Annotated in this window: 12 protein-coding genes; 4 read left to right on the top strand and 8 right to left on the bottom strand. The window is 43.4% G+C overall.

Going from position 1 to position 14,520, the window contains the following annotated elements:
- Together L6469_RS06085 and L6469_RS06090 are read right to left on the bottom strand one after the other, a co-directional pair.
- Positions 1 to 2,433 carry a DUF3987 domain-containing protein gene (locus tag L6469_RS06085; protein ID WP_006282261.1) on the bottom strand — a complete coding sequence of 811 codons (2,433 nt, stop codon included), beginning with the start codon at positions 2,431 to 2,433 and terminating at the stop codon, positions 1 to 3.
- Positions 2,434 to 2,462: 29 nt separating this feature from the next.
- The gene (locus L6469_RS06090) at positions 2,463 to 3,095 is read right to left on the bottom strand and encodes a BT4734/BF3469 family protein (protein WP_050787923.1); all 633 of its coding nucleotides are present in this window, start codon (positions 3,093 to 3,095) and stop codon (positions 2,463 to 2,465) included.
- Positions 3,096 to 3,125: 30 nt separating this feature from the next.
- On the opposite strand from L6469_RS06090, the gene L6469_RS06095 reads away from it, so the two are divergent.
- Positions 3,126 to 3,326 (top strand): hypothetical protein, encoded by a 201-nt coding sequence (locus L6469_RS06095; protein WP_143067112.1) that lies wholly within the window; start codon positions 3,126 to 3,128, stop codon positions 3,324 to 3,326.
- Between the two features lie 271 nt (positions 3,327 to 3,597).
- On the opposite strand, the gene L6469_RS06100 is transcribed toward L6469_RS06095, so the two are convergent.
- Positions 3,598 to 4,920 carry a hypothetical protein gene (locus L6469_RS06100; RefSeq protein WP_143067111.1) on the bottom strand — a complete coding sequence of 441 codons (1,323 nt, stop codon included), beginning with the start codon at positions 4,918 to 4,920 and terminating at the stop codon, positions 3,598 to 3,600.
- Between the two features lie 323 nt (positions 4,921 to 5,243).
- Here L6469_RS06100 and L6469_RS06105 point away from each other — a divergent pair, with 323 nt between their 5' ends.
- The gene (locus L6469_RS06105) at positions 5,244 to 6,530 is read left to right on the top strand and encodes a M18 family aminopeptidase (RefSeq protein ID WP_006282258.1); all 1,287 of its coding nucleotides are present in this window, start codon (positions 5,244 to 5,246) and stop codon (positions 6,528 to 6,530) included.
- On the opposite strand, the gene L6469_RS06110 is transcribed toward L6469_RS06105, so the two are convergent.
- Positions 6,508 to 6,867: a hypothetical protein gene (locus L6469_RS06110; protein WP_143067110.1), complete on the bottom strand. Its 360-nt coding sequence runs from the start codon at positions 6,865 to 6,867 to the stop codon at positions 6,508 to 6,510. The two genes, L6469_RS06105 and L6469_RS06110, sit on opposite strands and share 23 nt — an antisense overlap.
- Before the next feature lie 511 nt (positions 6,868 to 7,378).
- Here L6469_RS06110 and mnmA point away from each other — a divergent pair.
- On the top strand, positions 7,379 to 8,461 hold the full coding sequence (mnmA, locus tag L6469_RS06115; protein ID WP_039870326.1) for a tRNA 2-thiouridine(34) synthase MnmA: 1,083 nt from the start codon (positions 7,379 to 7,381) through the stop codon (positions 8,459 to 8,461).
- A 9-nt stretch (positions 8,462 to 8,470) separates the two neighbouring features.
- Here mnmA and L6469_RS06120 read toward each other — a convergent pair whose 3' ends face one another.
- Complete coding sequence (locus tag L6469_RS06120) at positions 8,471 to 9,340, bottom strand: DMT family transporter (protein ID WP_006282255.1); 870 nt, start codon at positions 9,338 to 9,340, stop codon at positions 8,471 to 8,473.
- A 251-nt stretch (positions 9,341 to 9,591) separates the two neighbouring features.
- Between L6469_RS06120 and L6469_RS06125 the strand changes: the two genes are divergently transcribed.
- Positions 9,592 to 10,461 carry an aldose 1-epimerase family protein gene (locus L6469_RS06125; protein WP_006282254.1) on the top strand — a complete coding sequence of 290 codons (870 nt, stop codon included), beginning with the start codon at positions 9,592 to 9,594 and terminating at the stop codon, positions 10,459 to 10,461.
- 77 nt (positions 10,462 to 10,538) lie between these two features.
- Here the strand turns inward: L6469_RS06125 and L6469_RS06130 are convergent, their stop codons facing one another.
- The 3 genes from L6469_RS06130 to L6469_RS06140 all read right to left on the bottom strand — a co-directional run bounded on the left by L6469_RS06130 (position 10,539) and on the right by L6469_RS06140 (position 14,409).
- Positions 10,539 to 11,171, bottom strand: a complete 633-nt coding sequence (locus L6469_RS06130; RefSeq protein WP_006282253.1) for a deoxynucleoside kinase — start codon at positions 11,169 to 11,171, stop codon at positions 10,539 to 10,541.
- A gap of 43 nt (positions 11,172 to 11,214) precedes the next feature.
- On the bottom strand, positions 11,215 to 11,844 hold the full coding sequence (locus L6469_RS06135) for a deoxynucleoside kinase (RefSeq protein ID WP_006282252.1): 630 nt from the start codon (positions 11,842 to 11,844) through the stop codon (positions 11,215 to 11,217).
- 126 nt (positions 11,845 to 11,970) lie between these two features.
- Positions 11,971 to 14,409 carry a glycoside hydrolase family 2 TIM barrel-domain containing protein gene (locus L6469_RS06140; protein WP_006282251.1) on the bottom strand — a complete coding sequence of 813 codons (2,439 nt, stop codon included), beginning with the start codon at positions 14,407 to 14,409 and terminating at the stop codon, positions 11,971 to 11,973.
- Between the last annotated feature and the right edge of the window lie 111 nt (positions 14,410 to 14,520).

The raw sequence follows: 14,520 nt of genomic DNA on the forward strand, positions 1-14,520 counted from the left end.
TTAGTCATCGTTAGTATTATCGTTATCGCTCACTGCCGGCTTGTTATAGACGCCTCGCTTAACGGGATCAATGATACGGTATACATTGCAGAATTTGCTCAGCATACGCTGGGCTGTACGACGAGATATCTGTAAACGGTCAGCACTCTTGAGTACATCTGCTGTAGGAAAATCTCCTTCAGGCAGTGCCTTGTATAATCGCCGTTCGTCAGCCGATAACTTCTTGCCATGCAGTGCAAACGGATTGTCATCCTCCTTGGCCATGACGGCATATACTCGGGCCGTATGGTTGACAAGACATTCCACGATAGTCTTGACCGTGCGAAAATCGCGATCATCGCATATCAGCGCATTCTCATCGTCACGGAAAATTTCATGGTCGGTAGAAGAGCCAAAACTGGCTGCCCACTCTGATAATCGACGAAGCGTGGTGAGAATCATGGCATAGCGGAAACTCTCCAGCGCAATACGAAATACGAAAGCGCGAATACCCTTGCCCTGCATGCCATACTGCTCTACAAGCATGTCCTGATAGGTGCGAAGGAAATCTCTCTGCTGAGCAGCACTTAGCATAAACTGGATAGGATGGTCTGCCCGGCTCTGCAGTGCATGGTATAAAGGCAGAAGCGTATCGCCCAACTGCTTATAGGTATCCTCTAACGGCGATTCGCGCAGGGCAAACACATCGTGAAAACTTACCTCTTCATCGGGCAGATTATAGAAGAGGAAACGGGAGCCTAAACCGTTCTCAAACGAAGGGAAGAGCGATGGCAACTGTCCTGGCGTGCAGGTAAGAAAGATGCTTAGTCTCGGTTCGTCGATATCGATATGCACCTTTTCGGTTACACGATTCATAGACAATGTCTCGTGATGATGAGCCTTTCGCATCAGGTCGGAATAGTTACCATAATCACTGTCTATCATACTCGATACGGTATCGGCCTCGGTTTCGAACATCAGGCCCCAACCGCCGTTGGCATCCAGAGCACGATACACAGCCGAAGAACTGCTGTTGCCCGGAACGAACGGATCTCTATACACCGGTTCGCGGGGAGCATCGCCACGGTCTTTCTTACTCTTGCTCTCCCATTCAGCCATCGCCTGGTCATACTTACTTTTTTCGGCATCATACGCACTGCGCATCTCCTTTTTCACCTGATAGGCCAGTTCCTTGTTAAACATCAGATTACCCTTGCCGTTACCGGCGCCCGAATAGATAATATTATAGAGCGGTGCATAGACGCGGTGACCGTCGTAAATGCCATATACTCCACTACGATGTTCGGGCGTGCCGTTGGCACCACCCATCAATCCACTGATTACATTAAGCGCACCTAATATCATGGCATCGCATTTCTCGGGTTCGTCATGATGCAGGTCGTAAATGGCGCGGGTGATATCGTCTAAATCGTCACGCTTCAACTTGTCTGAGAAGGTTAAACCGGTAGGAGTCTTCGCATGAGTTTGCGCCACTTGCGCCATTGTGCCACGTGGCACTTGCTCTTCTAAAGTACCTAAAATAGTACTTTTTTCTACTTTTTCTATTCTTTTGGCACTTGGCACATTGGCGCTAATGGCATTAACCTGATGTGTTTTCATCTGTTCTCGCGCCACTTGGCTCAGGTCGATGCCAGCCTCTTTAGCCATCTGGAAGAAGGTCTTGACGGTTATCCCCTGGCCACGCCCATGCAGGCAGTGGGTATACTGCCTGTCGCACTCGGCGGTGTCGTATTCGTCATTAAGCTGACTGAGTTGATGAAAGATTTCCCGACCGTCTTCACCCAGACCATCGGCCAGGGCAAACCCCAGGTTGAGCCAGTTATTATAACCGGCGGTGATATCGATTCCCCGGTCAACGAGCTGTCGGGCCACTTCTTGTATTTCAGCCTGTCTGTCTGCCTCATCACAGTTATAAGCAGCCGTAGATTTTGAGAACGAATTTACCGAAGAACGTGGCTTAATCGATTTACTTACCTCATCGGCTTTATTAGCCCAATATATTGGGTCGAAAGCCTCAGCTGAAAAATTTATATTTATCTGATTCATTTCTTTTATTGATTTATTTAAATCAGTTGATTGAGTATCCAATTCAGTTGATTGACTATCCAAAGCAGTTGATTGAGTATTCGAAGCTCTTGCTTGACTACTCAAATCACTTGCTTGACTACTCGAAGCATTTGATTGAGTATTCAAATTACTTGTCCGACTATTCGAAGCTCTTGCTTGACTACTCAAATCACTTGCTTGACTACTCGAAGCAGTTGATTGAGTATTCGAAGCTCTTGCTTGACTATTCAAATCAGTTATTTGATTGTTCGAAACACTTGCTTGATTATCCAATTCAGTTGATTGAGTATTCGAAGCAGTTGTCCGACTATCCAAAGCACTTGTCTGATAGGTTTCCATATTCGCATTTGGAAAATTTTCTGTCATATTATTTTGTGTTTTCATTTTCATAAAAATTAAAAAGGACAAATGTCCGGATGATTAGTAAAAATAGTAGGATTCACATAACAGAGGCTATCGTGTGGAAGAAAGCAGGCACGCGATACATTGATACACTTGTCGTCTACTTCGAGCTGATAGGTATCACGCACATATTTTTGCACCGATTTAAACCAAGTCTTATGGTCGCACATAGCGAGACTTATCTCGATAACCCACTTGAGTCCTTCTCCACTTGGCGATGTAAAGAGCAGCCAGGTAGTAAAATGCCTGTCGATTATCAGTTGCTGCTTTAGCTTTTGCAACGCCAAGCTATCGGCATGTCCATAACTCTGTTTGCCCACCTCACTACAGCCTACATGGTCGAAATCGAGACAAAGCAGACCGCTATGCTCCATCAGACAGTCGTCGCTGCGATAACTGAATGTACCCGAAAAGGTAACAAAGTCGAAATGGCTGGCTTTATACTGGCGCACATCTTTATCCGTAGCTGTGCCCCGCTTCACGTTAGCGATAATTTCTCGCAAAGCCTGCGTACAGGCCATAGCTTTTTCGTTAAGGGTAATATAGCTGTACACCTCTGCTATATCCATCACCTTAGCACTCCGCACCGTCTGTGCGGGTGCTTTATAAAATTGTATATTCATCATATACTTTTTTTTATAAATAATTTATCGTCTGTGAAGCGGTTTGGATGCAGAGCTCAAGTTCTCAAGCTTCATTGTCAGAATGAGACATCTGCACCGCGGGTAAGCATGGGTACGACGAACGATACTCTGTTACCATTCGAACACAAAAGTACTGATTATCAGGGATATAAGGAGAAGATTTACTTGACTACAAAAAGTGGCATTTACTTGACAGAAATCGGTGTTGCTTGACGTGAAAAAATAAGTTACTTGACAAAAAAAGTAGTTACTTGACTACCATATCCGATTTACTTGACAAGTATCATCCTAAATTATCAAGTAACAATCAAGCAAGTCTATCAAAAATCAAGTAAATCGATGTTACTTGACAAGGCCGGGTAGTTACTTGACAAAAAAAATGTACCAACTTTCTCAAGAAGGTACATTTCTATCAAGTAAAGCTTGAATTCAACATATAAAATCAAGCAGGAAGGTCTATTTTCAAACCCAAAAATGAAAAGAATCAAGCAGAATGTGGTACTTGCTGTGTTTTTGATGGGTCAATAACATAAAAAAGACTAGTCAATTTTTGCTTAAATTCTTTATATTCAGGATCATCATCAATATCTTTGTCAAAGTATTTATTATTTTTATATTCGTTTACCGCTTTATTGGTTACAGTTTTAAATTTATGCTTAGGATTACTTGTATAGGTCGTATTAAAATAATTAACAAAAAGAGTTTGATTATTATTAAGGCCCAATAAATGCATAAGCCAAATGTAGTATTTAGATGGCACCTTATTATACTTACATTTAGCAGGCAAGACCTTATCAAAACCCAGAATGATTTCATGACATTTTTGCGCTTTCTGATCGCTATTTGGAAAGAGCTTACGCAAATCGCCTGTAATCTCAAGATGAGGTTCCCTTTTTAATTTTTCATCTCTTAAGACTAGACCTCTTATTTGATCCTTCGTAAATCGGTGATATGCGTTAGATGCCCACTCCATTTCATCATCGAATTGCTGTCTGAATGCTATAGCAGGATTATATTCTACAGAAAATATGGTGCCGCCAAGATTGATAGCATCTAAGTAGCTCTTTGTTTCTTGAATAAATATTTCACGCTGCATATGAAATAACTTTAAACTCAAACTATTATTTGCTCTTATAGCCGCTTCATCCTCTAATACACATACGCATAGTTTTATGCTTTTTTTTAATACATAGTAATACTTCGACAATTCATGAAGTATTGCATTACGCCCAGGACTACGTGTATCGAACCTAAAGGAATCATCCTCATAGGTATCATATATATTATAAGAAAAGGCATTAACTTCACGAGGTATTTTTCCAACCAGATCATTGATTTGGTCTATTCTTAGCTGAAGATTTTTCGTTATAATTATTTTATAGTGGTCATAAAACGATTTTTCCCGTTTGCGTAATTCTTCAATGGCGTCTACAAAATATTCATTGTCAGGAGTAGCAAATTCATGAGTAAAATCTTTTGATTGCTTAACCATCTCATCATACTTCTCTTCCAGCGAGATTACTTCCTCTTTTAATCGGCTATCCATTTGCGACATTTCATAATCATCGCTAAAATCACATAAAACGAGCTCAAGTATCTTATCTTCATCGACACAAGCACTTGAAATAAACTTACTATTCATTTGTGACATTTCATAATCATCACGACATATGCCTGAAAAGGGCTCAAGTTTCTTATCTTCATCTACACAACCACTTGAAATAAACTTAGCTATTTTTTCCTCATTGATAGAAATAGGCTCGAACATAATATTAAGTTCTGGGCTTTTTCGAACAAAGTTATTCAAAATTATAAATTTTTCTTTTGTTTTTTTAATTTTTTTTATAACATAGCAAAGGTACCAAAAATAAATCAATCGAACAATAGTATTATTGAAAAATTAATCTACCCACATCTGTTAAAAAAGATAATGTTAAAAACAAAACACCAAATGTTAAAAACAAAACATAATTAGCTGATAATTAGAAATATTACAAATGTTTATTTTTCCCTTAATATGTAGAAATAGTAATATATTAAGCTGTAATATTAGACTATAAGAACATCATGTATATACATATAGTGCGGCTGATATGAAGCTTTAAAAACATAATTGTGTACCTTTGCACTATGATTACAAGATTATTACACTTTTTAGATGCTTCGCCAGTTAACTTTCTGGCGGCAAGCAACATCGCTTCTTCGCTCGAAAAGGCGGGTTATCGCCGTATCAATCCGTGTGAGGCTATCGGTGAGGTTAAGCCGGGCGATAAACTCTTTGTTACTAAAAACGATTCTTCGGTTTATGCGTTTCATATCGGACGTAAAACGATGGCTGATGCGGGCTTTCGTATGATTTGTGCGCATTGCGATTCGCCTACTTTCCGTATTAAACCGAATGCCGAGATGCTCTGCGAGGGCGGTATCGTGAAACTGAATACGGAGGTGTATGGAGGGCCGATTATGGCTACCTGGTTCGACCGTCCGCTGACTATCGCCGGTAGGGTCATCGTCAAGGGTGATGATGCGTTCAGCCCAAAGACGCTGCTGCTCCATGTGAAGCGACCGCTGCTGCAAATCAGTAATCTCGCCATACACTTTAACCGACAGGTGAACGATGGCGTAAAACTGAGCCGGCAGAAGGATATGTTGCCTATTCTGGGTATCGTTACCGATGAACTGGAACGGGGGAATATGCTGCTCCAGGTTATCTGCAGCGAACTGGGTATCGTGGCGCAGGATATACTCGACTTCGATCTCTATCTGGCTGATGCTACCCCTGCCTGTACTTTCGGTGCACACGATGAACTGATATCATCGGGCAGACTCGACGACTTGTCGATGTGTTATGCGGGGCTTGAGGCTATGATCAATACCGATACGACTGATACGACCAAAGTGCTGGCTATCTTCGATAATGAGGAGACGGGGTCGCAGACCAAACAGGGGGCTGCAAGTCCTTTCCTGGCGATGATGCTCAAGCGTATCGCTATGGCGCAGAGTGGTACTGAGGAGGCTTTCTATCAGGCCGTGGAGCGTGCTTTCATGGTTTCTGCCGACAATGCGCATGCCTGGCACCCTAACTATAGCGAGAAGTACGACCCTACCAACCACCCTGTACTGGGCGGCGGACCGGTTATCAAGTTTAATGCAGCCCAGAAGTATGCGAGCGATGCCGTGTCGGCTGCAGTCTTTGCTCAGATTTGCGACGAGGCGGGTGTGCCATGCCAGCGATTCGTAAACCATTCTGATGTGCCGGGCGGCAGTACGCTGGGCAATATTCTGGCATCGTCTATACCGCTGAGAGGTGTGGATATGGGTAATGCGATACTGGCCATGCACAGTTGTCGGGAAACGGGGAGCGTGGCCGACCATATCTATACGGTGAAGGCTTTCACACAGTTTTTTGCACACTAGCCTTGTGTACGCGGATAGAGAGATATGCGGAATAAAAGAGTATAGCGATAATAAAGGCTATCAAGATGATTAACGATATCCACTGAGGTAATACTTGTGGTACCATAAGCAGACTGACAGAAGCGAAGAGGAACACGATAAGATAATTAATCACGTAAAGTGAATCGGCCGTTATTCGCTTCTGTTCTGCGTTCATCTTGTCATAGGATAGCAAACCGATGTGTAAGTGGGGCTGCGGATGGCGGGCTAAGCTGAGCAGCAAGACTGAGGTTAACGTGCCGACACCTGCAAACACCCAGAGCATATAGGCTGGTGCCGGATGATAATATTCCCGCATCAGGATGGCTCCGGCGGGTACTTCGTCGGTGGTGTGGTCGTAAAGGTAAGACACAAACATCCAGAGAAAGATAAGTAAGGCTATGCCTTGAAACAGGCGGTTGTACTTGTTGTTAGCTGTCGTTTCGTTCGTAGAAGTATTCATTTTTTTCGCTTTTTTATATATAAAACATTAGACTTTTTTTTCATGAGATTCGTTGGATTATTATAGAAGCCAGCGGATTAGTTCATAGAAGTATTATAGGCTTAGATATTTTGTAATCCATTAGGCTATTTCATAAAAGCTCTCAGACTACCTTTTATAGGTCTCATTAGTATCCTCTTTTGCCCTCTGTATATTCTCAAGCTTGGTCAAAGACTATTAAGCCATTTGCCAAAATGAATGAAGACTTTGGCCTAAAATAGTTTAGCCATTAGCCTAAGATATATTAACCATGGGTCAAAGATAGTAAATAAATATAAATTATGAAGCACCATACCCAAAAATCTTTGTATCTTTGCAGCCATATATGATTAATTACGAGGAATTAAAAGATAAAAAGATAGCGGTACTGCTCTCTGGTGGTGTCGATAGTTCAGTTGTAGTTTACGAATTCGCAAGCCATGGGCTGCATCCTGACTGCTTTTATATTAAGATAGGTCCGGAGGAACAGGAGGAATGGGACTGTAGTTCGGAAGAAGACTTGGAAATGGCTACTGCCGTGGCTGCTCGCTTCGGGTGTAAACTGCAAGTTATCGACTGCCACAAAGAATACTGGAATCAGGTTACCAAATATACGATGGATAAAGTCAAATCGGGCTTTACCCCTAATCCTGACGTGATGTGCAACAGACTCATCAAGTTTGGTGCCTTCGATGAGAAGATGGGGCACGACTATGATCTTATCGCTACGGGCCACTATGCCCAGACCGAGATAATCGACGGTAAGAAGTGGCTCGTTACTAGTCCTGACCCGGTAAAAGACCAGACCGACTTCCTGGCACAGATATACCAATGGCAACTCAAGAAAGCAATTTTCCCTATCGGACATCATATCAAGGACGAGATACGAGAAATCGCTGAGCGTGAGCATCTTATCAATGCTAAGCGTAAGGATAGTCAGGGTATCTGCTTCTTGGGCAATATCGACTATAATGAGTATGTGCGCCGATATCTGGGCGAAAAGAAAGGTAACGTTATCGAGTTCGAAACGGGTAAGAAGATAGGTGAGCACAAGGGCTTATGGTTTCATACCATCGGGCAGCGTAAGGGACTTGGCTTAGGCGGTGGTCCGTGGTTTGTGGTGAAGAAGGATATCGAGAAAAATATACTCTACGTAAGTCATGGCTACGACCCTGAGACGGCTTACAAACAGGACTTCAAGATACACGATTTCGACTTCCTCACAGAGGGTATCACGGAGTTACCTGCACGGGTAACCTTCAAGATTCGCCATACTCCGGAATATCACCCTGCTTCGGTAGAGGTAAACGGTGATGGTACTTTCACCATTCATAGTGACGAGAAGATACACGGTGTGGCTCCAGGCCAATTCTGCGTGATATATGATGAGCAACATCATCGCTGCTATGGTTCTGGCGAAATCACGCTATAATCTATAGCCTCAACTTTTTCTGAGGATAACCAGGATTACGGCAGAGAGTATCAAAACGATACCGATAGCAAGGCGAAGGGTGAAAGCCTCGTGAAAGAGCGATACACTGATAACGACTGCTGTAACGGGCTCTAATGCTCCCATGATGGCCGACGGTGTACTGCCGATGTTCTTGATGGCAATGGTCATAAAGAATAGGCTCAACACGGTAGGCAATAAGCCCAACTGGATGCCACATGCCCACTGCAAAGGACCATGTAGCAGTTGCAACGGATAGCCTCCCAATAACATAAAGGCGATAACGGATAACCACCCGAACAAGACGACATAAAAGGTAAACTTTAATGGCGACAGACTGATCTTGAGCTGATTAACTGATACGATGTATATCGCATACAAGAGCGACGAGAGTAAGACCAGCGTCATGCCTGCAGCACTCAGCGTTACGCCGTTGCCACCCCGATAAAGCAAGGCTATACCGCTGACGGCAAGCGTGATAGAGAGCATTGTAGCCCACGATAGGCGCTCGTGATAAAAGAGCACCATGAGCACTGCCGTCATAATGGGATAAGAGAAGAGTATCGTGGAAGCCACTCCGGCATCCATATAGAGAAAACTCAAATAGAGGGCGATAGAGGAAAAGGCAAACATAACACCAAGTACTGCCAGCTTGATAGCATATCCCCGCTTGATAGCAAAGTTCTCCTTGCTCATGAACATCCATAAGGCAAAAAGGATAGAGGCAAAACCATAACGATAAAACAAGACACTACCCGAATTTATACCGGATTCGTACAAAGGAAGTGTTCCCAACGGATTGGTTCCATAAAATATGGCTGCCAGAATGCCTGCTATAAAACCTTTTACTGTAGAATTCATATTATAAAAGTTATTCTCTCTCCTTAAAAAAGGAGTTGTTCTCTCTTAAAAAAGTTATCCCATCTCTTCAAGAAGCTGTTTCATGCTAAAAAGCTGTTTCTTGCTAAGAAGCCGTTCTCATTCTTAATAGGACATGCAAAAGTATAAATTCTTTTCGACATAATGATAGTGGCCCGACAAAATAATCATTTTTTGAGCCCCTCGTCTCAGAAAAAAGTCGTACATTTGCTTTATACTTTTATAAAACAACTATGGAACAAATTAAAAACGACAAACTGACTGTTACCGTTGCTCCTCATGGAGCAGAACTGCAGAGTATCAAAGATGCTAATGGCAAAGAATATCTTTGGGATGGCGATGAGAAGTATTGGAATCGTCACTCTCCTATCCTTTTCCCTATCGTGTGTGGTCTATGGAAAGACACTTATCGCATTAATGGTAAGGAGTTTAACTTAGGTCGTCATGGTTTTGCCCGCGATACCGACTTTACCTTAGTAGCTCAAGGCGCTGATCGCGTAACTTACGCTCTCCATGATAACGAAGAGACTTTCAAAGATTATCCATATCACTTTAACCTGGCTATCAGCTATCGTCTGGAAGCTAACAAGATACACGTCGTATGGCATGTAGAAAATACTGACAGCAAGACTATCTATTTCCAGATTGGTGGTCACCCTGCATTCCTCGTACCTGGTGCCAAGAAGGGTGAAGAATTAAAGGGTAAGTTGCGCTTTAACGATGCTACCCCTAAGCGTCTGTATGGCAATGTAGGTGGTTGTATCACTCCAGGCTATCACGATGTAGAAACTAAAGATGGCATTTGGGAATTTACCGAAGATAGTTTTGCCGACGATGCTGTTATCTTTGATCACAGTCAGCTGAACCATATCGAACTTCTTGACGAAAACGACAAGCCAGCTGTAACGCTCGACATCAAGACACCAGCAGTAGGTCTTTGGAGCCCTACAGGCAAGCATGCTCCATTCATTTGCATCGAGCCTTGGTATGGTATTCACGACTGGGCTGAGTATGATGGCGAATTCAAAGATAAATATCTGATGAATCAGTTGCTTCCAGGCGCAAGTTTCATGAGTGAATATACCATCACTATCGGTGAATAAGCTTGAGCATCAAGATAGTATATAGAAAAAAAGGAGGTCATATCAAAAAAAAGATATGACCTCTTATATTTTTTCCTTTATTTTTCTTCCTCACTCATTGGGAAGAGACCATAGAGCTCACTGTCTATACTGTCTGCTATGGTATTAAAATCTTTCGGGTTACTTTCGAAATCTATGTTATCACCATCTATGATAAGCAGTTTTCCCTTATAACCCTTAATCCAATTTTCATATCTGTCGTTAAGACCCTTCAGGTAATCGATACGCATGCTCTGCTCGAAGTCGCGCCCACGCTTCTCGATATGACCTATTAAGGTAGGAATACTACTACGAATATAAATCATGAGATCGGGCAGATTAACCAATGATATCATTAAGTCGAAGAGATCACTATAGTTGGCAAAGTCACGATCGCTCATCATACCCATATCGTGAAGATTAGGTGCAAATATGCAGGCATCCTCAAAGATGGTTCGGTCTTGGATAATGGTATCCTTAGACTTTGAAATCTCTACCACATCCTTAAATCGCTGATTGAGAAAATAGATCTGAAGGTTGAATGACCAACGATTCATATCACCATAAAAATCATCGAGATAAGGATTATTGGCAACTGGTTCGAAATGTGGCTGCCAGCCGAAACGCTTGGCGAGCATCTTAGTCAGGGTAGTTTTGCCACTACCGATATTTCCAGCTATAGCTATATGCATGATGGATATCTTGTTGTTTTTTTTCTATTTAATGTTGAAAATCTTATTTCCTATTATTATTAAATAAGCCAAAGAGGCGAGCATCTATTTTGTCGATGATATCACCCAAATCTTTTTTGTTTTTGAGGAAGTCGATGTGGTCTACATCTACGATAAGTGCATCACCCTTATATTTATGGAATACAAAATCCTCATAGCGATCATTAAGATTCTGGAGGTATTCTAAAGGCATAGCCTGCTCATAGTCTCGGCCGCGCTTCTCGATATTAGCAACCAGATGAGGTACAGAAGCACGAAGATAAATCATCAGGTCGGGTTGTTTAGCAATCATCATCATCGATTCAAAAAGACCGATATACGTTTCAAAATCACGATCACTCATGTGCCCCATTTCCTTGTTGGTCGTTGCAAAGACATGCACGCCTTCATAGATACTGCGGTCTTGGACAATGGTCTTGTCGGAACGGTTGATAGCCAAAAGATCACGGAAACGTTGCTTCAAAAAGAATATCTCCATATTGAAAGACCAACGGGGAATATCCTTATAATAATCTGAGAGATAAGGATTGTTTTCGACTGATTCGAAACGTGGCGTCCAACCATAATGTTGAGCCAGAAGTTTGGTCAGTGTCGTCTTGCCACTGCCGATATTTCCTGCAATTACGATATGCACTTTTAAGATTGCTTTTAATTTTCGGTTGCGAAGGTAGCTATTTTTTTCGGTTCTGACAAATAAATTATTTATTAATAAAATATGGATTTATACTTATGGGGACATCGTCAAAAAAAAAGGAACCTGTCATAAACGGGTTCCCTTTAGTCCTACGGCTTTAGCCTGAAGGCAGAATTGGGCTGACTTAGGTTGCAACACCACGATACATTTGCCATGAAAGGTGGTTCGCTTGGTGTCTTTAAATCGCTCCATAGAGGTTTGCTGACCATTGTCTACTCCTACGATTTCTGCTCCTTGTGCCTCGAAATAGATGAGACGGTCTGCATTAGTTACCACCGTGCCCTGGGCGTCGGTGATATCAGCCTCAACATATACGAGATGCTTTACATCGCCAGTGGCGCGTGCGTTCTCCTTTCGGCCGTCATAATCTACCTTGAGTCTTATCTCACTTGGCAAGCCCGGAGTGTTATGTGTCTCCTGACCTATCACTTTACCATTCTTTCGGGCTACTACCTTCACTTCGCCAGGTTCGTACACTACTCGCCACATCGCATGATATTCGTGTTCGGCCTTGCTTCTTATACCCTGGCTTTTACCATTCACAAAGAGTTCTACCTCATCGGCCTGATTGTAATAGCACCACATATCTATCGTCTGACCTTCTATCCAGTTCCAATAAGGAAACAGATGGAGCACAGGCTTGTCGGTCCACTCACTCTGATACATATAATATACATCCTTCGGGAAACCTGCCAGGTCTACGATGCCGAAATAACTGCTGCGGGCAGGAAAACCATACGGAGTAGGTTCGCCGATATAGTCGAAACCGGTCCATATAAACTGTCCGGATACATAAGGGGTATGCTTCACGATATCCCAAGTCTGCTCATGGGTAGAGCTCCACGATGCATGCATGTTATCGTATGCACTGCACATAAACGAGGGGTCGGTATAAGGCAGCCACCACTCTACCGGTGCCTGATAGATACTGTCGGACGGCATCATGTAATAATCGCGCGACTGCAATGCACTGACACTCTCACTCAAGAGGAAGGGCTTTCCCGGAAAATGCTTAGGTACATCTTTGATCCATTGATGGTGGTAATTGAAACCGATAATATCGAGGGCTCCGCTCTTAAAGAGGTGGTTATTGGGCGCCGGCTCATTACATCCTGCTGTTATCGGCCGTGTAGTATCCAGTCGGCGTACGATATTCGCTAAATGCTGCGTAAGGAGGGCATTGGGGGTCATCTCTTTGCCATTGGCCAGAAGCGACTGGTCGTGACCGGCATTGAGTATAAGATTAGCTTGCTCCAAGGTGAGTGTATCGGCATCGGCCGACGACCACTGTTCGAGTACTTCATTGCCGATACTCCACATGATAATACAAGGGTGATTACGGTCGCGCTTCACCATATCTGCCAAATCTCGCTCATGCCAGTCATCAAAGAAACGGGCATAATCGTTCTTGGTCTTCTTGCGACGCCACATATCAAAACTCTCATCTGCTACCAGTAGTCCCATACTGTCGCACATGGCTAAGAGTTCTGGCGAAGGGGGATTATGACTGCATCGTATGGCATTGGCTCCCATACGCTTCATCTTCTGCAATTCACGATGCAGGGCGTCTTCATTTAGGGCTGCTCCCAGACATCCTAAATCATGATGCAGGCAGACACCATTGATCTTGATGTTCTTGCCGTTAAGCCAGTAGCCGGTCTTGGCATCAAACTTGCTATCGCGGAAGCCTGTCTGTGTGGTCACCTCGTCTATCACTTGCCTGCCTACGATAAGTTGTGATTTTACCTGATAGAGGTATGGATGGTCTATAGACCAGAGATGTGGATGCTTCACTCTTAACTTCTGGGTAGTGGCTTTCTGCTCTTGTAGAGCCACGACTTTACCCGAAGCATCATAGATGACATGGCGGATAACCGGACGTACTCCTTCACGGGCTTCGTCTGCTACGCTGACATCTACGACGACCTCTCCCTTGGGCGTGGTCTGCACATGCACCCCCCAATGTGAAATATGCAAAGAGGAAGTGGACCTAAGCCATACATGGCGGTAGATGCCACAACCGCTGTACCATCGGCTATTGGGCTGGTCGCTGTTGTCTACACGCACAGCCACTACATTATCGCCACCCCTATTGAGATAAGGTGTGATATCGTATTCGAAAGAGCTGTAACCATACGGACGGGTTCCCATCTGATGACCATTTATCCATACGGTGGAATTCATATAGACACCGTCAAACTCTAGAAAATATCGCTGCGTGCCTACCGCCGGTATACTGAAATGCTTACGATACCATCCCACTCCACCCGGTAAGGCTCCGCCACTGGCACCCGACTTGTTTTCGGCATGGAAATCGCCTTCTATCGCCCAGTCGTGTGGCAAGGCGAGTTTACGCCAATAGCCATCGTGATAACCGGTTTGCGACATCTGGACTGAATCGCCCAAAACAAAAAGCCAGTCGTTATCAAACAGCTGGCATGTCCGTGCCTGTAACTCTGAAGATACGACCAGGGACATGATGATAGATAAGAATGCTTTCTTCATACTTGCCTGTTTTTTCGGTGTGGTAATGCTTGTTACCTGCCTGTGGTAATCTTGTTACCAGTATGTGGTAATGTTGTTACCAGTATGTGGTAATGCTGTTACCAGACTGTG

It is taken from the genome of Segatella baroniae B14, from assembly GCF_022024235.1.
GTDB classification, from domain to species: domain Bacteria; phylum Bacteroidota; class Bacteroidia; order Bacteroidales; family Bacteroidaceae; genus Prevotella; species Prevotella bryantii.

What these genes read in the sequence shown, in the direction of transcription:
- L6469_RS06125 (WP_006282254.1), top strand. Translation starts at nt 9,592, where the DNA reads ATGGAACAAATTAAAAACGACAAACTGACTGTTACCGTTGCTCCTCAT.
- L6469_RS06090 (WP_050787923.1), bottom strand. Translation starts at nt 3,095, where the DNA reads ATGATGAATATACAATTTTATAAAGCACCCGCACAGACGGTGCGGAGT.
- L6469_RS06130 (WP_006282253.1), bottom strand. Translation starts at nt 11,171, where the DNA reads ATGCATATAGCTATAGCTGGAAATATCGGTAGTGGCAAAACTACCCTG.
- L6469_RS06105 (WP_006282258.1), top strand. Translation starts at nt 5,244, where the DNA reads ATGATTACAAGATTATTACACTTTTTAGATGCTTCGCCAGTTAACTTT.
- L6469_RS06085 (WP_006282261.1), bottom strand. Translation starts at nt 2,433, where the DNA reads ATGACAGAAAATTTTCCAAATGCGAATATGGAAACCTATCAGACAAGT.
- L6469_RS06120 (WP_006282255.1), bottom strand. Translation starts at nt 9,340, where the DNA reads ATGAATTCTACAGTAAAAGGTTTTATAGCAGGCATTCTGGCAGCCATA.
- L6469_RS06110 (WP_143067110.1), bottom strand. Translation starts at nt 6,867, where the DNA reads ATGCGGGAATATTATCATCCGGCACCAGCCTATATGCTCTGGGTGTTT.
- L6469_RS06140 (WP_006282251.1), bottom strand. Translation starts at nt 14,409, where the DNA reads ATGAAGAAAGCATTCTTATCTATCATCATGTCCCTGGTCGTATCTTCA.